Here is a 25,234-nt window from a genome sequence, read left to right on the forward strand (position 1 = left end):
GTGAGTTTATGCGCATCGAGAATGAAATCACCGATGCCGATGCCTGGGATCAGTACCCCTCGTCTTGGCAATCGACGACCAGTTACTTGAGTTTCTGCAACGCCAAGCCGATTTCGTAACGCCGGCGCTTCTGCGCCTCGTCCTGAGTGCCGCCGCCGACCACAGGTTCGTACCCAATCCGCCTCAGTGTCGGGTTTACGATTTCTGATAATTCCATGACAGTTTCCCGCGACAGTACCGTCTTCCAACGGCCAACGCTGGCATCTTCGATTGCGGACCGGGCAAAGCTCTTCCAGTCACTGAACCCCTTGGAATCCTTACCGGTAAGCGCTGTGGAGAGCGATGCGGCGACATAGTCCTCTCCGAGGAACTCGAAAAGGGCCGCGAGATTGCTGTTCGGATCAGCGACCAGGTTTTCGTATTGCAACAGACATGCATCCTCGGGATTGCTTTCGGCAAAGTCCAGGATGGCGTTCGTCGCGTCGACCCAGGCGCGGGCAAAGGCGTGGAGCGGCCGCGGATTCTCACGGATGTAGCGATGTAGTTCGGATGGATAGGCTTGGGACTTTCCAATCCAGTCCTGCATTGAGCACACGACATCCAAGCCGTGCCGCACGATGCACACATACTGAACGCGGTCCGCGCACAGCCGATGAATGGTCGCAAGGTGAAACGCATCCACTGCTGTCTTTTCCACCCAACGAGGTTTGCCCTCGCTCGCGGCGTGTTCGCGACGGAAGCTGAACACGAGGTCCCTCAACCGGCCGACAACCTCATCGGAGCTGAAACCGAGAAACCCAAGACCGTTCACAACACCGACTTCCAGCCCGTCGACCATCCGTTCGCCTTCGAGAAACCGCGCCGCGGAAGTGAGCGCATAGGTTTCGCCTGGCGCTGCAAACGAAGGGTGCGCATCCAAGAGCCGGCGCAGCAACGTGGTTCCGGATCGCGGGCATCCGAACAGTACCACGCCTTCACGCACCTGGTCGGTCATTCTGGTCTCCACCGTCTACGCGGCGCGCGAGTTTACGTATGAAAGTATGCGCCCGATCGAGTCGAAGTTCTCAAGCGTGATGTCACCCGGCGGAATCGACGGCCCGGTCGTGGATTCGATGTACGTGATCAATTCGATCATTGAGAATGAATCGATGACTCCGGTGCTGAACAAAAGCGTGTCGTCCTCCACGTCCGACACGTCGACGTTCAAAGCGCCCTTCAGAAATCCGATCAAGTCATTCCGTTGAAAGTTCATATTCAATTCACCTCGTCAGGTTGTCGAAAATTGTGCCATGAGCTGTTTCCGGTCGACCTTCAGGTTCGATGTCAGAGGAAAGCTCGGAACGGCATGGATCGCCTTGGGAATCATATAGTCCGGCAACCTCTGCCTTAAACGGTGCAGCACGGACTTTTCGTCTATTGCGTCGCATTCCAGAAACGCCGCCAACCCCGCGACGGTCTTGCCGTTGACCGGCCACGGCACGACCAAAGCCTGCGCCGCACCTGACGCTTCCTTCAAAGCCACCTCGATCTCGCCCAATTCTATCCGATGTCCGTGGAGCTTGATCTGGTGATCGAGTCGGCCGAGATACTCAAATGGTTCCGAAACATCATCTGGCAGTCGCACCAGGTCGCCAGTGCGATACCAGCGCCCGCCGGTGGCTGGATCCACGATGAACGCCGCGTCCGTCTTCGCCTTGTCATCAAGGTATCCGAGGGCCACCTGAGGCCCCGACATCATCAACTCGCCGACCTCACCCGGCCCAACCGGCGTCCGGTCCGCCGAAACCACGCGCGCGTTCATTCCGGCAAAGGGAGACCCGATTGGAACGATTGCCTTGCCAGCATCTGCGGCGGTCCATCGGTGTGCCATACAGGCCAGCGTGACCTCCGTCGGTCCGTAAAGGTTCTCGACGATCGAGTTCGGCGCGGCGGCGGCCCATGCTGCGGCGGCTTCGCCGGGCAACGCTTCACCGCAGAACAACGACAGCTTCAATTGCGGAAACGCCCCCGGTTCCATCTGCCTGAGGCGGTTCATGAGAACCGCGACGGATGGCACCGAGAACCAGACCGTGATTCCCGAGCGCCGAATGTAGTCGGCCGGAAGCATCAGTTCACCGGGTCCCGGACAGCACACGCACCCGCCGGATTTCCACGCAACGAACAGATCGAAGACCGACAGATCAAACCCGAGGTCGAACATCTGGGAGAAACGGTCGGTCTCACAAAGCTGGTACCGGTTTTCGCAGCAGTCCAGGAAATGCGCGACATTGGCGTGGGACACCATGACGCCCTTCGGCTGGCCCGTGCTGCCGGAGGTGTAGAGAAGATAGGCCATCGCATTGTCCGCCGGCGGTGTCGGAGCGCTGAAACCCGCAGCTCGCCCTCGACCAGGAAGCACCCGGTGCCGCGGGTGTCGCCCGGCAAGGTCGCGTACGTCGTTCCGGTCGGCAACGACGACGACCAGGCCCGCCGCCTGATCGAGGACCGCGTCCAGAACCGATGCGGCACTGGCGTCGGTAACGAGCCGCGTTATGCCCGCGTGGGCGATCATGTAGCCCAGACGGGCGACCGGGAATTTCGGATTGAGGGGCAGGTAGCCATCCCCATTAAAGAGCGCGCCAAGGACGCCGGCATAGGCGCCGACCGAACGGGTAGCCAGAACGCCGGTCAGCCGCCGTCCGCCGCGAGGCCGTTCCGCGAGTGCTGTCGCGATGTCCATGGCCCGCGCTTCGAGGTCCGAATAGCTCAGTTCCTCCTCGCCGAGCGAAAGCGCAGGCCGACCCGGAAGACGACGCGCGGAAGCAAGGAAACCGTCAAGCAACCATCCGGCCATGACCTTATTCTAGCCCCCGAGCCTTATGCCAAACAGCGCCAGAAAGACCTGAATGGATACGAACGCGCCGCCACCCGTCGACGAGAAAGCGTAGCTGCCGGTCACGAACGCGAAGGTGAAAGGAATGCCGACGTACTTCCAGCGGCTGCGCACGCCCGCACGCCACCATTCGTACCGCCGCGCGTAGCGCACCCAGGTCATGTAGAGCGCCACGCCGGAGGCGTGGTAGAGCCCCCAGAACAGCCATCCAAATGCCGCGCCATGCCAAATACCCATGGCGATAAATGTAGCATAGACAGCAAGATAAGGCGTACGTGTCCGGGCCAAGACCGGAAGATAAACGTAATTCTGGCACCAACCGGCCAGAGTCATGTGCCATCGTTTCCAAAAATCGGAGATGTTGACCGCCAGGATCGGGAATCGGAAGTTTTCCATGATCCGAATTCCGAACAGGAGGCTGGCACCGATGGCAATGTCGGTGTAGGCGCTGAAATCCAGATAGGCATACAGGTAGGTCAGCGCGAGGAACGCCCAGACTTTCAACGCGCCGACGTCGTTAAGGCTTGATACCAGCGCCTCCGCGCTGTTCGGAATGCCGAAGCCCACGTGGTCCGGCGATACGAGCTTGGCGATCAGCATGATCTTGATCAGCCCGTAAGCGATGCGCGTCAGGGCTTCAGCGGTCATCTGGCCGCTGAACTTGTGCTCGAGGTTGGATGTGAAGTGGTCGAACCTCTCGATCGGTCCCGCCGTGAAGATCGGAAACAGGAAGATGTAGGTGAAGAAGGTCGGGAGCGACCTGTTCTTGATGTTGCCGCGCGCGGTCTCGACCGCATAGTGGATCAGTTTGAAGGTAAAATAGCTTATCCCGAGCGGCGCCGCGATCGCGACGCCGGGCGTGGCGTCGCTCATCGCTGCAAGGAGGACGGGGAGATATTTCTCCCAGCACAGATATCCGAGTATCGACAGAACCAACCCGATCAGGGCCAGTTTCGCGTAGCGCCTCTCACGAAGCGCCTCGGGTGCGACGAAAAAGAACAACACCGTCCATACCATGAAGATCGGAACGCCGACCGGCTCGAGCGAAGCTAGGTAGAGGAACGACGTCGCCGACAGGAACGGAAACCTGAAGCGCTGCGGCAAAAGCCAGAACGCAACGGCCGAGCCAAAAAGAACCAACCAAAACCAAGGGCTTTGAATCATGTGTTGCCTTTTCCAGCGCACTCAAAAATTCTGATACCGAAAGATCCGTACATCGCCTGCCTTCGCCCACATTTCAGTCACCGCTGCAGAAAGCAGCAAGCCAATTACGACACCCTGAATGATCGCCCCCAGTCGTCTCGCCGGAGTGGTGTTTGCCCTATGGTCCTTCACTGAGACACTCCGATCGCTTGAGCAACGCTTAGGGAAATAACCTCGGAGCAGCGGCGCCGCGCTTGCGCGTTTCCCAGGTGGCCTTCGAAATCCACGAAATCTGACCGTGTCAACTCTGCGCTGTCCGTTGCGCTGATGAAGTTGGCATCCAGCCCGTCAGCAAACCGCTTCAGATCGTCGCGATACCGCCCAAAGAACTCCGCACCGGCAGGCACGGAAAACCATCCCGGATTGACTGGTGCCTCCATGATCACGACGCGTATATCTCGTGTTTCGCGCAGGCGCTCCACAAAGCGCCGGATGACTTCGTAATTGGACTGAGAATTGGCTACATAAGCCTTCGCATGCTTTCCGATCCGGGCAATCTCTTCGTTCCAGAATTCGGGCCGGTTGACGTGATCGTACCACGGCGCGGTCAACGGATCCGCATAGTCGTACCCGCCCCAAAGGAGATTTTTGAGCATCACCTTCCGGCGGGACAGTATGAAACCCGCGTTGTCGATTGCATGAATGCCCGTTCGAACGGGCACGTCCACTCCGGCTCGACGTGCTTCTTCGTCAAATGCTGCGGACGTAAAGCCAAGCTTGGGCCACTTCACCAATTCCCGCAGATGTCCGTCAGGTCCGTAACCTGCGGTCTCAAGGACGCCTGGGGTCAGGGCAATGACGATCACACTCCCTGGGCCTGGCTGAAGCCGATCGAGAATCGCTGCCATTTCCCACGTTGACTGAGCGTCCGTGGCGAGGTCGTGCGCAACAAGTCTTGTTCCCGTCTTCTCTTCGACCAGACGCGTTATCAGTTCCTCGGACTCAACGCACCGCACGGGCACGGATGTTCCGAGGATCACAATGCCGGGTTGGCCACTGTTGGCACGAGAAAGAACCTTGTGGGTAACAAGTGTCTGTACATCCTGCGTATCGGCCATCTGAAGCCGGTAGAAACGCGACGCCGTGAAGTTGGAGCCAAACACGAGGCAATAACTCGCGAATGCGACTACAAGCACTGCAATCGACGTTCCAACCGACAGCAATGAAGGTTCGACCATCCCGTGCAGCAGAGCATGAAAGGTCGTTCTGTCTTCGCTGTTTGCTTCGGTTTTCATTCCGGCCGAAGTCCCCACTTCCCACAATACATGACGATAAAACGATGCACTCTCTCAAGACAAAGAATTTTCGAATGTAAACTGCTGAAGAAAAGATCGGATCAATAAAAATTGGGCTCTAAACAATCAGTTTTGGCTTGTCGCGTTAACCCTGCGATGTAACCGATGTCAGCGCGCCCTTCCGCTCGCTGAACGAGAAATGCGTTTATCGTCACCGCTTCGAAAGCCTGGCCCACGCCAGCCGTGTGATTGGCGACTGGATCCAGTTCTACAACCACAGACGCCCGCATCAGGCACTTGCCATGCGGACACCCGCAGAGGCATTCAGATTAGCAGCTTAACCTGAGCAGACTCCGCTGGGTCGATACAATTACGGCGAGGACGAAGGCGGCGTAACCTGCATCTTCCAGACTGACTGGCGGTTGCCGGGCTAGGTGTCAGCGCGCCCAATAGCTGTCAGGGGGAGGACCATAGTCCAGCAACGCGCAGGAATAGACGGCGGTTTCGTCGAACGGGTAGCGCGCTTCCATGTCTGCCGTGAGTGTCAGGCCGAGTCCGGGCGCGGTGGGGCGCAGCAGTTTGCCGTCCACGATCTTGGCCTGATCGCCCATCATCTCGCGCCCAAGCGGGAAGTCGAGCATCGGGAACTCGACGAGCTTCCCACCGGCCGCGAAGGCGGCGTGGTAGGAGGCCATGATCGCCGCCGCGCCGCCCCAGGCATGGACGACCACATCGGTGCCCTTCGCCTTGGCTGCCGCGAAGACGTCCATCACCGCCGATATCCCGCCCATTACCGAGGCGTCGGGCTGCACGAAATCGTAGACATCGTTGTTCAGCCGCTCGATCATCTCCTTCGGCGTGGTGATGATCTCGCCGCCGCAGACCGGCACGTCGATGCGGGAACGCAGTTCCCTGAACCCTTCCGGCGCATCGGGGCCGATCGCCTCCTCGACGAAAACCATGCGGAAATCGGTCTTCGCATGGACGGCCTCGACGAAGCGCACCACATCATCCACAGCCTGCGGCGGATCGGCGAGGTTCTGGCACATGTCGACGCCGACCTCGATGCCGCGCCGCCCGGCTTCCTCCAGCACCCAGGCGGTGCGCAGGATGTCATGCTTGACCGAGCGCATCTTGAAGATGGTGATACCGAGGCTCTCCAGCAGGTCCAGTTCGCGCAGGAACTGTTCCTTGCGGTCGCAGCAGCCGCCTGAACCATAGATGCGGATTGCGTCGGCCTTCGGCCCGTCGCTGAGAAGATCGTAGGCGGGCTTGCCGAGGGACTTGCCCTTGGCATCCCAGAGCGCGATCTCAAAGGCGGCGATGACGTGGCGGGCAGCCCCCTGCAATGACCAGTAATCGCAGAGCGACCGCAGATCGCGCAGCCGTGCGGCGATGTCGAACCCGTCCTTGCCCATGACCTGCGGCGCGCACAGCTCGACGATGGACTGGAAGACCTTGGGGGCGAAGACGGCAAGGTAGCCTTCGCCAAGTCCGGTCACGCCGTTATCGAGCGTCACCTCGACCATGCCGATGGTGCGCTTGGGCCCGTTCGGGAAACATTCCTTGATTTCGGGGTCATCCGCATCGGCATAGGGTGACGAGAGGAGCAGGCAGCGGATATTTGTGATCTTTGGCATCAGTACCCCTTGGCAAAGTCGATCGCCCCGCGCAGTGGCTGGCCAGTACGGAAGCGGGAAAGATTGTCGAGGAACCAGTCGATCTTGCGGTCGATCTCGTCGGCCGTACCGCCGCCCGAATGCTGGGTCAGGATGGTGTTGGGTGTGGTCCAGAACGGATGCCCTTCGGGCAAGGGTTCATCCCGCGTCACGTCGATGACGGCGCCGGAAAGGTGCCCGGAAACCAGAGCAGCAGCAAGGGCTGCCTCGTCAACCAGTGACCCCCGGCCGAGATTGCAAAAGATCGCACCTTGTTTCATCGCCCCAATGCGGGTGGCATCGAAAAGGTCCGCCGTCAGCGGCGTATGCGGGACGGTGACGACGACCACATCGGCCTCGGCCATTGCTGCGTCCAGTGCTGCGGCCATCCAGTCGCGCCCGAAGGTCGTGATTGTGCAGCGGAACGGCGCCAGCAACTCTGCCAGCCGCCCATTGATCGCCCCCCGTCCGAAGAGGACCACACGCGCCCCGGTCAGAAGCCGCAGTTCCGCCCGGACCGGGTCGCCGACCCAGTCGCCTGCCGCCCTGAGGCCCTTCAGCCGGTCGATCCCGCGCTGAAGCGCAAGGATGCCCGCAAGGGCGGTCTCGGCCACCGGATCGGCGAAGAACCCGGCGAGGTTCGTGACCTGCACAAGACCTTCCGATCGCGACCAGTCCAGTCCGGTATATTCACCGAAGCCCACCGATTCCAGCTGCAGCCAGCGAAGGCTCGCATTGGCGGCAACGACCTCCGGCTCCGGATTCCCGAACATGATCGGCGCGTCGAAGGGATCGGCCGGATCGCAGAGCCGCAGCGTCGCATCACCGACCCCGCGTCTGAGACGGACCTGTTGCGCCTCGTTCAGTGGAAGGCAGACGGCTATTTCCATCAGGCGGCCCTGGGCTGCGAGGTGCAGATCCAGATCGTCTTGGTTTGAAGGTACTGATCCATCGCCTCGGCCCCGTTGTCGCGTGAGAGCGAGCCGGATTTCTTGTAGCCGCCGAAGGGTGTTTTGACGTCTCCCTCGGAAAAACCGTTGACCGAGACGGTGCCGCAAGGCAGTCGACGCGCCATGTGGATCGCGCGGTCAATGTCGCGGGTGAAGACCGAGGCGTGCAGACCATATTCGGAATCCCGTGCGATCTGCAAAGCCTCGTCCATGCCCTTGACCGGCAGGATGCCAAGGACCGGGCCGAAGATTTCCTCGCGCGAGATGGTCATGTCAGGCGTCAGGTCGGCGAAGACGGCTGGCTGGATGAAGCAGCCCGGCCAGAAGGCGTCGCCACCGGTCAAAAGCCGCGCGCCTTCGGCCTTGCCCTTGCCGATATAGGACATGACCCGATCCTGATGTTCGACCGTGACCATCGCACCGATGGAGGTATCGGGATCGAGCGGATCGCCGACCACGAATTCTTTCGCGCGGGCAATGATCCGATCGGCATACTCATCCGCCAGCTTCGCATCCACCAGTTGCCGCATGTTGGCCGAGCAGTTCTGCCCGCCGTTCCAGAAGGCCGACATGGCGGCATGTTCGATGAGGTCATCATTCAGGTCGGCATCGTCGAGCACGATGAAGGGGCTCTTTCCCCCCATCTCCAGCCCGATGACCTTAAGGTTGCTCTCACCCGCATAGCGCAGGAAATAGCCGCCGACCTCGGTCGAGCCGGTGAAGGAAACGATATCGATGTCGGGGTGCCGGCCGATGGCCTGTCCGGTCGTCTCTCCCAGTCCGGGCAAGACCGACAGGGCACCGTCCGGCACCCCGGCCTCGCGCGCCAATTCCGCCAGACGCAGGGCTGTGAGCGGTGTCTGTTCGGCAGGTTTCACGATGCAGGAGCATCCCGCGGCGAGCGCGGGCGCGAGTTTCCAGGCCGCCATCAGTAGCGGAAAGTTCCACGGCAGGACCAGCCCGACGACACCGGCCGGTTCCTTGACGATGAGCGCGAGGTTCTCCTCACCCGTGGGCGCGACCTTGCCAAAGCTCTTGTCGGCAAGCTCGGCATACCATTGGAAGAAGGTCGGCACTTCGTTGCCGATCTCGTGCAGGCAATCGGTGATGGTCTTGCCGCTGTCGAGGCTTTCGAGAACTGCCAGCTCCTCACGATGTTCGCGCACCAGATCGGCGAGTTTCAGCAGCACAGCCTTGCGTTCCTCGGGCGCGGCGCGTGACCAGACGCCGTCGTCGAAGGCCCGGCGCGCCGCCGCAACGGCGCGATCCACATCGGTGCCGGTGCAATGGGCGACCGACGTCAGCGTCTCACCCGTCGCGGGATTGATCGTGGCGAAGCTTCCCCCGTCCGAGGCATCGGCGAAGCGGCCCGCGATGAAGGCGCGGGTTTCGGGTTTGAGGCTCGACGCGATGTTCTGTGCCTGTGCTTTCGTCAATGACATGGAAACCTCCGCTTCTGTCAATGTGCGGTCCGGCGGACCGAGATGTGCCAGGGGATGAGCAGCCGTTCGGCCAGCGTCACGATGCCAAAAAGGCCGAGTCCGAGCAGCGTCAGGAAGAAGATCCCCGCGAAGGCAAGATCGGGCCGCATGTTGCCGGTCACGATCTGGATGTAGAAACCCAGCCCCTCGTCCGAACCGATGAACTCGGCGATCGCCGCGCCGACGGTGGCGTTGATCGCGGCGTATTTGAAGCCGACGAAGCATTGCGGCAAGGCGGCGGGCAGGCGGATCTTGAGGAAGGTGGTCCAGACGCTCGCCCCGGTCGAGCGGGCGAAGCGGGTCAGTTCCTCAGAAAGCGAATTGAACGCGAGGATCGCATTCAGGACGATGGGGAAGAAGCAGACGAGGAAGACGATGATCACCTTGGGCAGAAGGCCGAAACCCAGCCACGAGATGAACAAGGGCGCGAAGGCGATCTTCGGCACCATCTCGATACAGACAAGGAACGGATAGATGGTGCGCCTCAGGATCGTCGAGAAGGCGATCGCCAGACCGATGGGCAGGGCAAGAACGATAGCGACGACATAGCCCAGCACGGTCTCCAGCCCGGTGACGTAGGTGTAATAGAGCAGCCGGTCCAGATCGGCGGCGCCTTTCTGCACGATCAGCGAGGGCGGTGTGAGGATGTAGCGCGGGATGTCGAACCAGACGACGGCATATTCCCAGAACAGGAAAAAGCCGATGAAGAAGGCGATGAACATCCACGACCGCACAATCGTGTCGGATGCACGCATCAGCAGGGACGGTTTGTCAGATGACGCCATAATTGCGGAAAATCTCCTGTGTTTCGCGCACATAGGCGGTGAACTCGGGCGAGCTTTTGACATCGAAGTCGCGCGGGAAGGGCAGGTCGATGTCGATGATCCGCTCGATCCGTCCGGGTCTTGGTGTGATGACCGCGACGCGGGTCGAAAGCTGGATCGCCTCTTCGATTGAATGGGTTACGAAGACCACCGTGGGCCGTTTCTGCATCCAGAGCGATTGCAGGTCCTTGCGGATGTTTTCACGCGTCATCGCATCGAGTTTGCCGAGGGGTTCGTCGAGAAGCATCGTTTTCGGCTTGTGCACCATCGCCTGACAGAAGGCCGCGCGTTGCTGCATGCCGCCAGACAGTTCGTGTGGAAAGCGCTCCTGAAAATCCTGCAGATGGACCGAGCGCAAGAGTTCCTCGACGTCGTCCTCCCGGCTGGCCGGGTCGATGCCGCGCATCTCCAGTTGCAGGTCGATATTACCGCGCACGGTGCGCCAGGGCACTAGCGTATTGTCCTGAAACATGATGCCGATATCGGTCTGCGGTCCCGTCACTTTGCGGTCCGCGAGTGTGATTTCGCCTTTGGTGATACTCAGCAGTCCCGCGATCATCAGCATCAGCGTGGACTTGCCGCAGCCCGAGGGGCCCAGAAGCGAGATGAATTCGCCGTCCTCGATGGTCATATCGACCGGCCCGAAGGCATGCACCGCTCCGGCGCCGGAGCCGAAGACTTTCGTCACACCGGCGAGATCAATCAGGGTCGACATGTCCGATTTCCGTTAATGAAGGCGCCGGGGGCAGGGAGCGCGCCCCCGGCGCAATAGGTCACTCGATGAAGTCGTTGGTATAGAACGACGCCGGATCCGCGTTCGGATCAAGGTCGTTGTATTCCTTCATCAGGGCAACCATGCCCTCCCAGTCGGACGCCACGTTCAGACCGATCTTCCGGTCGGTATTGGCATTCGAGTAGAGCAGGCCCAGTGTCACGTCGAGCACGGCGCGCGACTGCGCCTTACCCTCATCCTCGGCCATGGTGCCGCCGACGATGTCGGCCATGGCGTTCACGGCGGCATCCGGATCGGCCTCGGTGGCGGCATAGGCTTTCATCGTCGCACCGACAAAGCGTTTCACGAGGTCGGGATTGTTCGCGACAAGGTCCTTGCGGGTCGAGATGCAGTAGCCGACCTGGTTTACCCCAAAGTCGCTGTAGGGGAAAATTACCGGCGGCTCGCCGCCATTGGCCTTGATCTCGGCCGGCTTGTCGTCGATGCCGCCCAATATGCCAACGGCGTCGCCTGCGCCTTGCAGATAGCTCGACACCAGCGCCCCGTCCGGCACGTTCGTCAGGTTGATGTCCTCTGCCGTCAGCCCGGCATTGGCTAGGACGATCGGAAAGAAGGTGTTCACACCGGCATTCGCCGTGGTCAGCAGCTTCTTGCCCTTCAGATCGCCGATTTCCTTCACGCCGCTGTCAGGCCGGACAAGGATCGCCTCGGACCCCATCGCGTCGATCACGCCGACAGAGATGATCTCGGCCCCTTGTGAGGCGAGGTTGACGAGTGCGCCGCAGGAGCCATAGGCGAAATCGCTGTCGCCGTTGGCGACCAGCCGGTGGGCCGAGGACGAGCCGTTGCCGGAGCGGATATCGAGGTTGATCCCGGCATCCTTGTAGATGCCCATATCCTTACCATAGGCGAAGCCAGCGTGAGAGCCATAATACATCCAGTTCAGCCGCAGACGCACATCGTCCTGGGCCATGGCCGCCCCGGTGAACGCGGTCAGCGTCACGGCAGCAGCAAACATTGCTTTCATCTTGGTCATTCCAGTCTCCTCCCTAGAAGTCGTTGCATTTCACTTTTCAAGCAACCGCGGCACGCCGATTGCTTTCATCATCGCGTGGCAGCGGTCGCGGTAAAGTTCACGGATATCGCGCGTCGGCGGGCGGCAGCGGCTCGACGGCAGGCCGATCAGCTCCATGCAGAGCTTGTCGAGATAGCCGTCGCCAGAGGTGTAGTTATGTTCGATATCGACCCAGAGCTTGTAGAAGGGCATGCCTTCCTCGACCAGCATCCGGGCGATCTCGGCATAATTCCCCGCCCGGACCTCATCGACCAGCCTGATCCCCCATTCCGGCCAGAAGTTGCAGTGATGCACCTCGAAGGCGCGGGCGCCGAGCGCGGGCATGGCGCTGACGGGGAACAGAAGGTTGTTGTCGATGATGGTGAAGCGGTCGGAGAAGTTCGAGGTCACATCCTCGAACTCCATCGCGTCGGTGCGGGGCGTTGCCCATTTCAGGCCGACGATGTTCGGGATCTCGGCAAGCCGTTCGATCATGCCGAACGAGAGGTTCTGGCTGGTCCAGAATGTGTTGTAGATGATCAGCCCGATCCCCGGCGCGGCTTCGGCGGCGGCGCGGACATACTCCTCGAAATCGGCCTCGGTATGGGCGAAGTAGAAGGGGCACGAAACCTGAATGAACGTGGCCCCCAGTGCTTCGGCCGCCTTGGCGAGCCGGATCAATTCCAGTGTTGATGTGGTCTGCGCCCCCATCGCGACGGGGGCCGCGCCGCCAACCTCTTCCACCACCACTTCAGCCACGCGGATGCGTTCGTCGAAGGTCATGGTGGAAAAGTCGCCCGCCGCGCCGCCGGCAAGGAAGGTCGCGTAATCCGCCGTTAATCCGGCATCGACAAGAAACCGGACATAGGCCCGCAACGCCGCCTCGTCGACCTCCATCGCCGGGGTGTCCCGGAACGGGGTCGGGATCGTCACGTAACACCCTTCCAGGGCCTTTTTCATCTTTTCCGGTGTCACGGTCGGTCCTCATCTGGTCGGGCACAATCCTTTCGCACACGGACAGCACACAAGTGATCCGTCGCGAACCGAAAGGTCCTTTTTTTCTATTTTCAGGATCAGGGTTACGACACGCGGTGTTTCCCCGATGCCCCAGTCTTGCGCCCTCTCGTTCGCATTGATTGATAATTCTAGCCAACGAGTTGATTCTTTCGGCCAAATATCGTCAATCTGTCGGGATGAGCACACTTGTTTCATCCGCCGCCATCCCGCAGTTCAATTTCCTTCTGCAGCCGGAATTTCCGCTCAACGCGCTGATTCTGGCCTCCGATGCGCTGCGGATCGCGAACCAGAATTCCGGGGCAGAACTGTTCCGGTGGTGTTATGTCAGCGAAATCGGCGAACCGGTCCGCGCTTCCAACCAGATGTGGTTCGCGGCCGATCATGCGCTCGACGATATGCCGAGGGCGGATGTCTATCTGCTCTTCGAAGGTAACCTGCCCACGCAGAACATCTCTCGCGCGCTTCTCGGCCGTCTCCGCGAAGCCGGGCGCTATGGCGCGATTGTGGGCGGCATTGACACCGGTGCGTTTGCCCTGGCGCGGGCGGGGCTGAGCGGAACCGAGACCGCCCCGGAAACGGTGGTGCACTGGGAGGCAGAGGCCTCCTTCCGCGAGGAGTTTCCGGCAGCAAAACCCGAAGACCGCATCTACCGCATTTCTGGCAACCGCGCGCATTGTGCAGGTGGGGTGGCAACACTCGACATGATGCTTGATCTCATCACCCGCTTTCACAACGAGGCGCTGGCCAATGAGGTTGCGAATGCGCTGATCCACACCCGCCGTCCGTCCGAAACCGAACAGCGTGGCGACGCTGGCGTCGGGTCGAAGCAAGCCAGGCAGGCCGAGCGCATCGTCAGCCTGATGGAGCAGAATCTGGACTTTCCGCTCAGCCTGCCGGAAATCGCGGAGGCGGTTGGATTGCCGGAACGGTCTCTGGTCCGGATGTGCCGTCGAATCTTCGGCGAATCCCCGATGCGGCTCTATCTGCATATCCGGCTACAGGCGGCGCGGAACATCTTGTTTTACGAGGAATATTCGATCAAGGACGTGGCACTTTCCTGCGGGTTTTCCTATCCGGCGGTGTTCTCGCGGGCCTTCAAACAGCAATTCGGCCAGACCCCCAGAGCCTTCCGCGCGGCATTGCGTGATCGGCAACGACAGGGAATGCGGCCGGAAATACGTCGGCTGATCACTTCGTCTGATCGCGCGGCCTGAACCTCAGGCGCCGTTCAGAGCGCATCGCGCGGAATATGGCAACGGATGGCATGGCCATGGCCGTCAGCCTGCCACGGTGGAACCTCGGTATCGCATTGCGGGCCAAGCTTGCGCGGACAGCGGCGCTGGAACGGGCAGCCATGGGCCGGCGGCGACAGTTCCACGATATCGGCCGCAGAGAGTGTGGGCGCGGTGTCCGGATCGGGCTCCAGAACGGCTCCGAGCAGAACCTCCGTATAGGGATGCGACGGTGCGGCATAGACAGCGGCGGCCGGTCCGATCTCGCAAAGCCGTCCCTGGTAAAGGACAGCTACCCGGTCAGAGAGCGCGCGCACGACGGCAAGGTCGTGACTGACAAACACATAGGCGGTGTTCCGGCTGCGTCGCAGTTGATCGAGAAGATCGAGCACCGCAGCCTGAACCGAAACATCCAGCGCGGACGTCACCTCGTCGCACAGCACAAGGTCCGGTTCTGCCGCGAAGGCGCGGGCCACGGCAACCCGCTGCTTTTCGCCGCCCGACAACTGACTTGGCAGCCTGTCCATGTAATGGGCGCCAAGACGAACGCTTTCCAGAAGGTCTTCGGTACGCTGACGCAGCGCCTCGCCCGACAGGCCGAAGTAAAGCTTGAGCGGTTGCGCGAGGATCTCGGCGATGGTCTGGCGCGGGTTGAGACTTTCGTCAGGGTTCTGGAAGATAAGCTGCACGCGACGCAACTGATCGGGGCGGCGGGTATCGACGAGTGGCGGCAGCACCCCGTCGCCTGCCAGTTCGATGCGTCCGCCTGCAGGCGGCAACAGACCGGCCACCGCCTTCAGGATCGTGGATTTTCCTGATCCGCTTTCGCCGACAAGGCCAAGCGTTTCGCCCTTTTCCAGTTCGATGGTGATTCCGTCCACGGTTGGTGTCGTGGCAGGTTTTCGGCCAAGGATCTGATCGATAAAACCCGGACGCGCATAGCTTATCGACAGATCACCCAGCGACAGGATGGCGTCCTCGGCAATCACACGCGGATCGGCATCGGCAGGCGACCGGGTGGGCAGGCTGTCCGCCCGGTCGGCATGGTGGCACCTGACGCGGGCACCGGAGGGCAACGTCGCGAGCGCGGGGCGTGACGCGCGGCAAACGTCGGATGCGATCGCGCAGCGGTCGACAAAGGCGCAGCCTGCGCCGGCCTGCCCGGGGGGTGGCGGACGACCTTCGAGCGCCATTGGCAGGCGCGCGTCCGTCAACTTTGGAATCGACGCGAGCAGACCCCGTGCATAGGGATGTGCCGGATTGCGCAGAACCTCGCGCACCGGGCCTTCCAGCACGGCCTCCCCCGCATACATCACCACCACCCGGTCGCAAACCCGTGCAATGGCGCCAAGGTCGTGACTGACATAGACCATCGCCATCCCGGTCTCGGCGGCAAGGTCGCGCAGAAGTTCAAGGATATGCGCCTGCGTCGTGACGTCGAGGCCGGTCGTGGGCTCGTCGAGCAAGAGCGCCTCGGGTTCGCCCGCGAGAGCCATCGCGATCGCTGCGCGCTGCTGTTGACCGCCCGAAAGCTCGTGCGGATAGCGCCCTGCGATGGCCGAGGGATCGGGCAGGCGTACCTGCTCGAGCAACTGGACGACGCGGGCAGAATGTTCGGCTTCCGGAAGTTTGGAATGAAGCCGCAGCGCCTCGGACAACTGCGCGCCGATCTTCAGCGTCGGGGTCAGGGACTGGCCGGAATTCTGCGGGATAAGTGCGAGGCGGCCACCGCGTATCCCCTCCAATTCCTTTCGGCTCAGCGCGAACATGTCGAGACCGGCAAAGTGCGTCCCGCCGCCGATCACCCGCAGCCCCCGCTTCAGATAGCCCATCATGGCGAGCGCCAGCGTCGACTTGCCGGAACCGCTTTCCCCGACAAGGCCAAGGCTTTCGCCGCGCCGCACGGCGATGTCGATGTTGCGCAAGACGGGCAGCGTATGGCCCGCGCGGCCGGTAAAGCCGACGGAAAGGTCGTGGACCTGGATGAGGGGCTCTTTCGTCACTGTATCCTTCATCAGACAGGAGCCTTCTGCGCGCGGTCGATGCCAAGCGCCTTGGCCAGCGCGTCGGCTGTCAGATTGATGCCGATGATCAGCGAGGAAAGCCCCAGAACCGGCGCCAGCACACCCCAGGGTGCAAAGGACATGAAGCCCCGCGCATCGGCGATCATCAGCCCCCAGTCCGGTGTCGGTGGCGAGACGCCGAAGCCGAGGAACGACAGCGACGAGAAGGCCAGAAGCATCCATGACCAACGCATCGCGCCCTCGACAAGAAGAGCGTCGCGGACATTGGGCAGAAGCTCGCGCCGGATGATCGTTATCCGCCCGTGGCCGCGCGCCCGGGCGGCCTGAACAAAGTCGCGGGCGACGACGTCATGGGTGGCAGCGCGGGCGATGCGGATGACCGGGATGCCGTAGAAAAAGGCAAGCGTGGGGATCAGCACCTCGATACCGGTCCCGAACGTGACGATCAGCACCAGCATCTTGAGGATCCAGGGCAGCGACAGGAAGGCGTCGACGACCCGCATCAGCACGTCGTCGAGCCGTCCGCCGACGAGGCCGAAAAAGATGCCGACGAACCCGCCCCAAAGCACGGCAATGGGTGTCGCGATGCCGGTGACGAGGATCGCTTCGCGCCCGCCGAGAAGCGTACGGCTGAACGTGTCACGCCCAAGGTGGTCGGTGCCGAACCAATGGGCGCCGGACGGCGCCTGCATCATCAGGTTCGCGTCGACGGCCTTGTAGTCATAGGGCGCGAGCCACGGCCCGAAGATCGCGAGGAACAGGTGGAACGTCACCAGCGCGAGGCCGATCGCGCCCGACGGCCGCGAAGTGATATCGGCGATCACGCCAAGGAAACGTGACGCGACGGAAGGACGGGCATTTGTGGATGCGACGGCCATCAGTCCTTCCTCATGTGCAATGTGCGCAGGCGTGGATTGGCGATCATGGTCAGAAGGTCGGCGGCGAGGTTCACGCCGACATAGACAGAGGCGATGATCAGGGCGATCGCCTGCGTCACCGGCAGGTCACGGTCGGAGATCGAGTCGATCATCATCCTGCCAAGGCCGGGGTAGTTGAACACAGTTTCGATCACGACGACCCCGCCGAGAAGCCAGGCGATGGTCAGCGCCACCACATTGATCGCGGGCAGGAGCGCGTTCGGCAGGACGTGGCGGAAGACGATGCGCCAGTAGGGCACGCCCTTCAGCGTCGCCATCTGGGCGTAGTCCGATGCCATCGCCTCGATCACTGAAGACCGCACGGTCCGCAGGATATGCGCGGTCATGACGAAGGTCAGGACCATCATCGGTAGGAAAATCTCGGGGAAGAATTCCGATATCGGGGCGTTGGCCGAGGTCAGGACAATGCCAGGTATCCAGCCAAGCCAGACCGAGAAAATGAGGATCAGAAGCGTGGCCGATACAAATTCCGGGATCGTCATCGCTCCAATCGCGATTGTGGAAATTGTCAGGTCCGCCATCCGGTCCCGCCAAAGTGCCGCCACGACGCCGAGGAAAAGCGCGAGCGGGATACCCGCAAGCATAGCGCAGGACGCCAGAAGCAGCGTATTGCGGAGGCGGTAACCAACAAGTTCGGATATCTGTTTCTGTCCGTTTGCGGACACGCCAAGATCGCCGGTCACGGCACCGGCGGCCCATTCCAGATAGCGCTCGGTCGCGGGGCGGTTCAGTCCCAGCTCCTGACGGCAGTTTTCCAACAACTGCCCCTGCGCCTCCCGTTCAAGGAAAGCCGTACAGGCGTCACCCGGCAGTATCTCGACCCCGGCGAAGATGATGAGCGAGACGAGGAAAACCGTGATCGCCCCCAGCGCCAGCCGCCGGATCAGCATTCTGAGCATTGGGATATCTCCGCATGACAAGGCCGGAGCGCAGATCGAAGCGCCCCGGCCATTGAAGCTGTCAGGCCATCATTCGTCCACGGTGATCTTGTACCAGCGGATCGACATGTTCTCGACCGGGTCGAGATTTTTGACCCGTGATGTGGCGCCGATGAGCTTGGTGACGTGATAGGGGATGAGCGTACCTGCGGTCTCCTGCAGATGCTCCTGAGCCTTCACGTAGATCGCCTTGCGCTTATCGAAATCGAGCTCGCGACGGGCCTCGGCCAGCATCGCGTCGAGACCTTCGTCCTTATAGTAGCTTTCGTTCCACTTGGCGGTCGAAAGGTAGATTTCGTGCAGCGCCTGATCCGCCGGGCGTTCGTTCCAGCGGGTCATCACGACGTCCTTTTTCATCCAGACCTCGGACCAGAAGCCGTCGGTTGGAACCTGCACGATGTTAACGCGGATCCCTGCCTCGGCGGCCTGAGCCTGATAGGCCTCGGCCATCGCGGGCCATGTCGCCTCCAGCGTTGCGACATGGACGTCGACGTCGATCCCGTCAGTGAAGCCGGCCTCTGTCAGAAGAGCCTTCGCACCATCGATGTCCTGCGGGCAGGACAGGTCGGCACGGTACTGATCGGCAGGTCCCACCGGCGTGTCGCAGGCGACCGTGCCGTTGCCGCCCTCAACCAGCGCCAGAAGCGCGTCGCGGTCTGCTGCCATGCGCACGGCCTTGCGGACGCGCGGATCGGAGAAGGGCTCCACATCCGTGCGGAAGACGATGCCACGCCAGTTCCCCGTCGGCACCTCCTGTATGTAGAACTTGTCCGAGCCATCGAACATCACCCGCTGCTGCGGCGTGATCCCGCTTTCCATGTCGATCTGGCCGCCCAGGAGCGCCTGAAGCCGCGCCTGGGCGTCGGGAATGCCGATGATCTCCATCCGCTCGACGCCGGGGGGGGCTTCGAAATAGTCCATGTTCGCGACGACAACGGTCGTACCCTGCGGATCGAACTTCTCCAGCTTAAATGGACCCGTCCCGATGCCCGTCGTCGCGATCGTGTCACCCGAGCCATCGGGGATCATCCGCAGCCGGTAGTCCATGAGCTGCAGCGGCATGTCGGCAAAGGGCGTGTCGAGCGTCAGCTTCACCGTCATCGGATCGACGGCCGCGACGTCGGTGATCATCTTCACGGCTGAACGTGCCGGGCTGTCGCCGTCGGGATCGAGAACCCGGTTCAGCGAATAGACCACGTCGGCTGCGTCAAAGTCCGACCCGTCATGGAACTTCACACCCTCGCGCAGCGTCAATGTCCAGACCGTCGCGTCCTCATTCGCCTCCCAGCTTGTTGCCAGATCAGGTGAAGGCTTGCCCTCCATGTCCGGCCGCACAAGGCGGCTCATCAGCTTCTCGGTAATCTGGAATATGCGGCCCTTGGAAATCGGGTCGAGGCTCGACTGATCGCCAAAGCCATATTCATGTGCCTGACGGAACGTGCCTTTTGGTTCGGCCAGCGCCGTTCCTGTCATCGCGAGTGCGGCCACGCAGGCCGATGCAAGTAGTCTTTTCATTCGGTCCTCCTCCCTGTTTCTGGCCAGCTGCGAAGACCGGCCACCGGACGCGCCGGTTTGGACGAATGCTCCCCGCCGCACACCATGGGTGACAAGCGACAAAAATCCGGATCATGGATAAAGAAAATGTCATGCGAAACGGATTGAAGAAGTATCGGTGGACAGCGTCTTTCGGGCAAATAGCATTCCTTCACTGAAGCATTTGCAAAAGCTATGGTCCAAGGCGGAACAGGCAATGTATGAAACCGCATGCAGACGGGTCAGATAAAAGCAGTGCTGTGCGGCGGGGGTGGCGTAACCCACGGCACCGATCCAATGCTGGAGGCGTTCCTTGTTTCCCGTCTCAGGGACAGGCCACGCATCGGCTATCTGGGAACCGCGAATGGGGATAATCCCGAGAGGCTTGAGCGCGTGCGACGCCGCTTTGGCGAACTGGGGGCGGAGGTCCGGCACCTTCCGATTCAGGCGACGGCTGAGGAGGCGGAAGGGTGGAGCCGCGACCTCGATGCAATCTATGTCGGCGGAGGTCATACCGAACGGATGCTGCGAACGTGGCGCGACACCGGGATCGACCAAGTTCTGAGGGACGCGGCACAGCGTGGCGTTGTCATGAGCGGTGTGAGCGCCGGGGCGGTCTGCTGGTTCGACTATGCACTGTGGGACGGGGCGGGAACCGGATACCGGCCGCTTAAAGGGCTGGGCGTGATTTCCGGCAGTTGCTGCCCGCATTTCACGAGCGAGCCGGAGCGCGCGACAGCATATCGCGCGCATCTGGCAGATGGGCGGATACCGGCAGGCTATGCGATCGGCGATGGAGCCGCGCTTGTTCTATCAGATAAGAATGACGCTGCCGCCTGCATCGCACGGCCGGGTTCGGGTGTCTGGAAAGCCGATCGCGCAGCAAGCGATGCTCGTTTGACGCCGCTTCCGTCAGCCTGACAACATCGTGGCTGCCTCCGCCTCGATCCAATCACAGACGGTCCGGATTTCTGGCGTCCGACGCGCGTTTGGGCGGGTCAGCAGGTGATAGGCCCTTTCGGGATGCAGGTCTGTCCCGAATGGTCGAACCAGACGTCCCGCATCGACATCCGACTGCATGAACGGAAAGATTCCGAGCGCAACGCCCTGACCCTCGAGTGCCGCCTGCGCCACGACATTGCTGTCGGTGACAATCGTCTCTTCGAAGAACTTCAGTCCGGGAATACCAGCAAGCTTCAGCCAAGCCTGCCACTCTCCGCGGTCCTGCTGGTGAATGACCGGATAGCGGGCGAGGTCGGCGGGGTCGCTCAGCCCACCGAACCGTTCGATGAGAGTGGGCGCGGCAATCGGCGCATAGGTGATGCTGAAAAGGGGCCTAGCCTCGATGCCAGGCCAATCGCCCACCCCCCAGTCTATCGCCACCTGCGAGGGCATGCTTTCGATGCCGGTGATGCGGGGGCAGTGCTGAAGAACGAGTTCGATCTTGGGGTTCTGCGCCCTGAACCGCCCGAGCCTGGGGATCAGCCAACGAGCCCCGAAGATGGGACCGACGGCCAGCGCGACCGACTTCGTGGGGGTCTTGATATGGGCATCGATCTCCTCCCGGATTTCGGAGAAGGCGCGGGCGAGCACGCCCGCCAGTGATCGGCCCGCATCTGTGAGGACAACGGCGCGCGTCTTCCGTACGAAGAGCTGCACGCCCCAGTCCCGCTCGAGCTGGCGGATCTGGTTGGAGACTGTTGTCGCGCTGACGCATAGCTCGTCGGCTGCGTCCTTGAAGCTCAATCGTCGCGCCGCGGCCTCGAAGGTACGCAACGCGGTCAGTGGCAAGCGGCGGGTTGGAATGGCCACATCTGTCCTCCCTGGATGATGCAAGATTATTTAATCCATACGAGCTTGAATAGTCGCTTGTCGCGATCCCGGGTCGCGGGAAATGCTGGATGTGAATGATAGGCGTTCAGGGTTCGGGTCTTGCAGAGCGATATTGCCGACAGCGACTTGAGGACTGCGCGCCGGACGCGGCGCGGGCGCGACAGCGCCCCGCGCATTCAGGCTTCGACTGAGGTTGACGGTGGAAGATACGCGCCGCTCTCGAACGGAGACGTCGACAGTATACATCTCGCCGCTCTCAACATTCTCGCAAACATCGGCATGTCCGAAGCCCCTGATATCGTGTCAGAAACCATCGTCGCAGCGGGCGGAGCGATCGCCGCGGATGGGCGACTTGTTTTCCCGCCCGCACTTGTGACTGCCGCACTGGACGGTCTCAGTCGGACCGTAACGCTTCCTGCGCGCGATCCGATCCATGACCTGTGCTTGTCGGGCCGGCGGGTCTATGTCGGCTCAGGCGGCGCGGCGCCGATGGTCGTCGATCTGGAGGCCGACACCTACAGGCCATCAACCCTTCGGGATCTCTACGATGCCGCGCGCATGGTGGATGCACTGGAGAACGTCCATTTCTTCTCGCGCTCGGTTGTGGCGCGCGACATGGAGGGACTTGAGGCGCTCGACATCAACACCGCCTTTGCCTCGCTCGCCGGGACGTCGAAACATGTGATGGTCGCGGCGCACGATCCGGCGCATGTCCGTGCCATCGCGCGAATGTGCCATCTGATCGCCGGATCGGAAGAGGCGTTTCGGGCACGACCATTTCTGTCGCTGAATATCAACCATGTCGTGCCGCCACTGCGCTATTCCGAAGAGGCTTGCGCCGTTCTGGCCGAAGCGGTGCGACAGGGTATTCCGGCCCATGTAAACACATTTGGCCAGATGGGCGCATCCAGCCCGGTGACGATTGCCGGTTGCGTTGCCCAGACCGTCGCCGAGACGCTGGCGGGTGTGATCTTTGCCTGGGCGCTCGACCCATCCGCCAAGGTCGTGTTCGGGGTGCGACCCATGGTGACTGACCTGCGCACCGGCGGCATGGCCGGGGGAGCGGGAGAGCAGGCTCTGCTGACCGCGGCGGTCGTGCAGATGGTCCAGCACTATGGCCTGCCGAATTCGACCATCGCTGGCGCGACCGACAGCAAGATCGCGGATGCGCAGAGCGGTTATGAGAAATGCCTATCAGTGAACCTCGCGGCGCAGACCGGCGCCAACATGATCACCCAGGCCTGCGGCATGCAGGCCGGGCTGATGGGGTGTTCGTTCGAGAGCTATGTCATCGATAACGAGATGCTGGGGGCAATCCTGCGCTCCATGGCGCCGATCGAGGTCAGCGCAGCCACGCTTTCGCCTGAGACGATTGGCGAGGTGGTGCGCGGCGAAGGGCATTTCCTCGGCCATTCCGACACGCTTGCGCGGATGCAGACCGACTTCCTGTATCCACGGCTCGCCGATCGGCGCGACCCCGAGGAATGGCAGGCGGCGGGTGCTCCGGAGATCCGGCAACCCGCGAAGACCCGGGCCCGCGAAATCCTCGACACACACTTCCCCGCGCCGCTACCAGCCGATATCGAGGCCGCGATCCGGGCAGAGTTCGATATTCGCCTTCCCGAAAGCATCATGAGGCCGGCATGAAAATCTCCATCATCGGTGCAGGCGCAATGGGGTCGGTCTATGCCGCCCTTTTCGCCGAGGCGGGGCACGAAGTCGTCGTCGTGGATCCCTGGCTCGATCATGTGGCGGCGATCAACCGCGAAGGATTGCGGCTGTCGGGGGCAAGCGGCGACCGCATGATCCGCGGAATTCGCGCCACGAGCGATGCGTCGGAAACCGAAGGGTCGGGATTGTTTGTCCTCGCCACAAAGGCGAGCGCAGTGGGCGAAGTCGCCCGGACGATCAAACCCCATGCAGGCGACGCCGTAATCCTGACAATCCAGAATGGATTGGGTGCCGCCGAACGGATCGGTGCGCATATGGACACCACCAACGTGTTGCTTGGCGTCGCCGATGGGTTCGGGGCGTCGATGAAGGGGTCGGGTCACGCCCATCACAATGCGATGAAACTGATCCGCGTCGGCGAGATCGGTGGCGGGCTCACGGAGCGGTTGGAACATGTGGCTGGAATCTGGCGCGGCGCTGGGTTCAACGTGAAAGCGTTTCCCGACATCCGCCAGCTGATCTGGGAAAAGTTCCTGTGCAATGTGACGTTCTCGGCCCCCTGCGCGGTCTTCGACCGGACGCTGGGCGAGTTGATGTCGGAGCCCGACCTTTGGGCTATCGCGACCGGTTGCACGAGAGAGGCGCATGAAGCGGGGATTGCCGAGGGCGTTGCATTCAACTTCGACGACCCTGTTGTCTATGTCACGGCGTTTGGCCAATCCATGCCCGAGGCACGTCCCTCGCTGGCGCTTGACCACCGGGCGGGCAAACTCTCAGAAATCGACGCGATCAATGGGATGGTTCCTGTGGTGGCGGCCCGTCACGGGTTGACAGCACCCTATAACCAGACGCTTTCCGCCATCATCCGGGCGCGCGAGGCAGATTTCGGCAAGGTGGGGCAGTGACCTTGGAAATGCCGAAGGCCGAGGTGACACCAACAAGATCGAAACTGGAATTCCGTGGTGCGCATCTCAGCCTCCCGGCAGACGACGCCACAGCGCGGCTTGCGGGCATTTTCCGGGCGCTCGGCTCCACCGGACATATCGCAGAAGAGGTGGCGGCACATCTTGTCGATGCGAACCTTTGTGGCGTCGAAAGTCATGGTGTCGTGCGCGTGCTGCAATATGCGGGACAGTTTCGTTCGGGCTACATGCGAGCAGGTGTCGAACCCATTGTTAAGGAGGGTGGAGCAGGCAGGCGCGAGGTCGACGGACAGGGCGGAATCGGCATCCCGGCGATGCAGATGGCCTTTGACGAAGGGTGCAGGCTGGCGCGTGCAACGGGCGTTGCCGCGCTCGCCGTCAGGAATGTGGGTCACACGGGTCGGCACGGCGCCTTTGCCGAAGCGGCGGCAAATGAGGGGATGCTGACCTTCCTGATGGGCGGCGGCAACCGTCAGACCTGGCGGCAGGTTGCACCGCATGGTGGTCGCAAGGCGCTGTTGCCGACCAATCCGTGGTGCATCGGAATTCCGGGCGGGGCACGGGGCCCCGTCGTGCTCGATTTCGCGACATCCAAGATCGCCGGCGGCTGGATCTATGCAGCGCATTCCGCCGGTGCGCTCTTGCCCGAAGGCTGCGTGATCGACCGCCACGGCCACCCGACCCGCGATCCGGAGGATTATTTCGCCGGCGGCGCAATCCTTCCATCGGGGGAACACAAGGGTTATGGCCTCGCGCTCATGGCCGAACTGATCGCCGAAGCGATGCTCGGCCCGGTGACCGCAGAGGCAAACTGGCTGCTCATCGCGATCGATGCGACGGGCTATTGCGACACGTTCGGGATGGCCCGCACGGCAGAAGAAATCCTTGCTGAACTGCGCGACTGTCCGCCCGCACCGGGTTTTGTGTCTGTCGACATACCCGGTGAAAGGGAGCGTGCCCATAGTGCGACGTCGGGCGGCAGGATTACGGTGCCCGAAGCCACCTGGGCCCAGATTGGCGATCTCGCCCGATCTCTCGGTGTCGCTTGGGAAAACCCAAAACCACCCGGTTCATTCCCGCCAATGCCGGAAGCGCCAGACAATACGAAGGAATAA

Annotated in this window: 23 protein-coding genes; 6 read left to right on the top strand and 17 right to left on the bottom strand. The window is 61.8% G+C overall.

Going from position 1 to position 25,234, the window contains the following annotated elements; all coding sequences use genetic code 11:
• Positions 1 to 82: 82 nt before the first annotated feature.
• From OEZ71_RS19695 to OEZ71_RS19715, 5 genes are all read right to left on the bottom strand, one after another.
• Positions 83 to 994, bottom strand: a complete 912-nt coding sequence (locus OEZ71_RS19695) for a sulfotransferase family protein (protein WP_263741790.1) — start codon at positions 992 to 994, stop codon at positions 83 to 85.
• A gap of 15 nt (positions 995 to 1,009) precedes the next feature.
• A complete protein-coding gene (locus OEZ71_RS19700; RefSeq protein ID WP_263741791.1) occupies positions 1,010 to 1,252 on the bottom strand; it encodes an acyl carrier protein in 243 nt (80 codons plus the stop codon).
• A gap of 15 nt (positions 1,253 to 1,267) precedes the next feature.
• A complete protein-coding gene (locus OEZ71_RS19705; protein WP_263741792.1) occupies positions 1,268 to 2,833 on the bottom strand; it encodes an amino acid adenylation domain-containing protein in 1,566 nt (521 codons plus the stop codon).
• Between the two features lie 9 nt (positions 2,834 to 2,842).
• Entirely contained in the window at positions 2,843 to 4,057 is a 1,215-nt protein-coding gene (locus tag OEZ71_RS19710; protein WP_263741793.1) for an MBOAT family O-acyltransferase, read from the bottom strand.
• 146 nt (positions 4,058 to 4,203) lie between these two features.
• Complete coding sequence (locus OEZ71_RS19715; RefSeq protein WP_263741794.1) at positions 4,204 to 5,310, bottom strand: hypothetical protein; 1,107 nt, start codon at positions 5,308 to 5,310, stop codon at positions 4,204 to 4,206.
• Positions 5,311 to 5,498: 188 nt separating this feature from the next.
• On the opposite strand from OEZ71_RS19715, the gene OEZ71_RS20295 reads away from it, so the two are divergent.
• On the top strand, positions 5,499 to 5,651 hold the full coding sequence (locus OEZ71_RS20295) for an integrase core domain-containing protein (protein WP_412175664.1): 153 nt from the start codon (positions 5,499 to 5,501) through the stop codon (positions 5,649 to 5,651).
• A gap of 96 nt (positions 5,652 to 5,747) precedes the next feature.
• Here OEZ71_RS20295 and OEZ71_RS19720 read toward each other — a convergent pair whose 3' ends face one another.
• From OEZ71_RS19720 to OEZ71_RS19750, 7 genes are read right to left on the bottom strand one after another with little or no spacing between them, the layout of a single operon-like run.
• Positions 5,748 to 6,950, bottom strand: a complete 1,203-nt coding sequence (locus tag OEZ71_RS19720) for a mandelate racemase/muconate lactonizing enzyme family protein (RefSeq protein ID WP_263741795.1) — start codon at positions 6,948 to 6,950, stop codon at positions 5,748 to 5,750.
• A complete protein-coding gene (locus OEZ71_RS19725; RefSeq protein WP_263741796.1) occupies positions 6,950 to 7,858 on the bottom strand; it encodes an NAD(P)-dependent oxidoreductase in 909 nt (302 codons plus the stop codon). Before OEZ71_RS19725 ends, OEZ71_RS19720 begins: the two co-directional genes overlap by 1 nt.
• Positions 7,858 to 9,360 (bottom strand): aldehyde dehydrogenase, encoded by a 1,503-nt coding sequence (locus OEZ71_RS19730; RefSeq protein ID WP_263741797.1) that lies wholly within the window; start codon positions 9,358 to 9,360, stop codon positions 7,858 to 7,860. The genes OEZ71_RS19725 and OEZ71_RS19730 overlap by 1 nt, the downstream gene beginning before the upstream one ends.
• 17 nt (positions 9,361 to 9,377) lie before the next feature.
• The gene (locus OEZ71_RS19735) at positions 9,378 to 10,154 is read right to left on the bottom strand and encodes an ABC transporter permease (protein WP_263741798.1); all 777 of its coding nucleotides are present in this window, start codon (positions 10,152 to 10,154) and stop codon (positions 9,378 to 9,380) included.
• Positions 10,155 to 10,170: 16 nt separating this feature from the next.
• Positions 10,171 to 10,938 (bottom strand): ABC transporter ATP-binding protein, encoded by a 768-nt coding sequence (locus OEZ71_RS19740; RefSeq protein WP_263741799.1) that lies wholly within the window; start codon positions 10,936 to 10,938, stop codon positions 10,171 to 10,173.
• A 58-nt stretch (positions 10,939 to 10,996) separates the two neighbouring features.
• On the bottom strand, positions 10,997 to 11,992 hold the full coding sequence (locus OEZ71_RS19745) for an ABC transporter substrate-binding protein (RefSeq protein ID WP_263741800.1): 996 nt from the start codon (positions 11,990 to 11,992) through the stop codon (positions 10,997 to 10,999).
• Between the two features lie 30 nt (positions 11,993 to 12,022).
• The gene (locus OEZ71_RS19750) at positions 12,023 to 12,970 is read right to left on the bottom strand and encodes a dihydrodipicolinate synthase family protein (protein WP_263741801.1); all 948 of its coding nucleotides are present in this window, start codon (positions 12,968 to 12,970) and stop codon (positions 12,023 to 12,025) included.
• Positions 12,971 to 13,203: 233 nt separating this feature from the next.
• Here OEZ71_RS19750 and OEZ71_RS19755 point away from each other — a divergent pair, with 233 nt between their 5' ends.
• Complete coding sequence (locus OEZ71_RS19755) at positions 13,204 to 14,241, top strand: GlxA family transcriptional regulator (RefSeq protein WP_263741802.1); 1,038 nt, start codon at positions 13,204 to 13,206, stop codon at positions 14,239 to 14,241.
• 14 nt (positions 14,242 to 14,255) lie between these two features.
• On the opposite strand, the gene OEZ71_RS19760 is transcribed toward OEZ71_RS19755, so the two are convergent.
• The 4 genes from OEZ71_RS19760 to OEZ71_RS19775 form a co-directional block, all read right to left on the bottom strand.
• On the bottom strand, positions 14,256 to 16,274 hold the full coding sequence (locus OEZ71_RS19760) for a dipeptide ABC transporter ATP-binding protein (protein ID WP_263741803.1): 2,019 nt from the start codon (positions 16,272 to 16,274) through the stop codon (positions 14,256 to 14,258).
• Positions 16,274 to 17,161 (bottom strand): ABC transporter permease, encoded by an 888-nt coding sequence (locus OEZ71_RS19765; protein ID WP_263741804.1) that lies wholly within the window; start codon positions 17,159 to 17,161, stop codon positions 16,274 to 16,276. The genes OEZ71_RS19760 and OEZ71_RS19765 overlap by 1 nt, the downstream gene beginning before the upstream one ends.
• Complete coding sequence (locus OEZ71_RS19770; RefSeq protein WP_263741805.1) at positions 17,161 to 18,120, bottom strand: ABC transporter permease; 960 nt, start codon at positions 18,118 to 18,120, stop codon at positions 17,161 to 17,163. Before OEZ71_RS19770 ends, OEZ71_RS19765 begins: the two co-directional genes overlap by 1 nt.
• A 69-nt stretch (positions 18,121 to 18,189) precedes the next feature.
• Positions 18,190 to 19,674, bottom strand: coding sequence for an ABC transporter substrate-binding protein (locus OEZ71_RS19775; RefSeq protein ID WP_263741806.1), 1,485 nt, complete (start codon positions 19,672 to 19,674; stop codon positions 18,190 to 18,192).
• 249 nt (positions 19,675 to 19,923) lie between these two features.
• On the opposite strand from OEZ71_RS19775, the gene OEZ71_RS19780 reads away from it, so the two are divergent.
• A complete protein-coding gene (locus OEZ71_RS19780) occupies positions 19,924 to 20,613 on the top strand; it encodes a Type 1 glutamine amidotransferase-like domain-containing protein (RefSeq protein WP_263741807.1) in 690 nt (229 codons plus the stop codon).
• Here OEZ71_RS19780 and OEZ71_RS19785 read toward each other — a convergent pair.
• A complete protein-coding gene (locus tag OEZ71_RS19785; protein WP_263741808.1) occupies positions 20,605 to 21,504 on the bottom strand; it encodes a LysR substrate-binding domain-containing protein in 900 nt (299 codons plus the stop codon). The genes OEZ71_RS19780 and OEZ71_RS19785 overlap by 9 nt on opposite strands.
• Positions 21,505 to 21,651: 147 nt before the next feature.
• Between OEZ71_RS19785 and OEZ71_RS19790 the strand changes: the two genes are divergently transcribed.
• From OEZ71_RS19790 to OEZ71_RS19800, 3 genes are read left to right on the top strand one after another with little or no spacing between them, the layout of a single operon-like run.
• On the top strand, positions 21,652 to 23,172 hold the full coding sequence (locus OEZ71_RS19790; RefSeq protein WP_263741839.1) for a trimethylamine methyltransferase family protein: 1,521 nt from the start codon (positions 21,652 to 21,654) through the stop codon (positions 23,170 to 23,172).
• Positions 23,169 to 24,101: a ketopantoate reductase family protein gene (locus OEZ71_RS19795; RefSeq protein ID WP_263741809.1), complete on the top strand. Its 933-nt coding sequence runs from the start codon at positions 23,169 to 23,171 to the stop codon at positions 24,099 to 24,101. The genes OEZ71_RS19790 and OEZ71_RS19795 overlap by 4 nt, the downstream gene beginning before the upstream one ends.
• Entirely contained in the window at positions 24,098 to 25,234 is a 1,137-nt protein-coding gene (locus OEZ71_RS19800) for an Ldh family oxidoreductase (protein WP_263741810.1), read from the top strand. The genes OEZ71_RS19795 and OEZ71_RS19800 overlap by 4 nt, the downstream gene beginning before the upstream one ends.

The organism is Albidovulum litorale (assembly GCF_025751495.1).
Taxonomy (GTDB): domain Bacteria; phylum Pseudomonadota; class Alphaproteobacteria; order Rhodobacterales; family Rhodobacteraceae; genus Albidovulum; species Albidovulum litorale.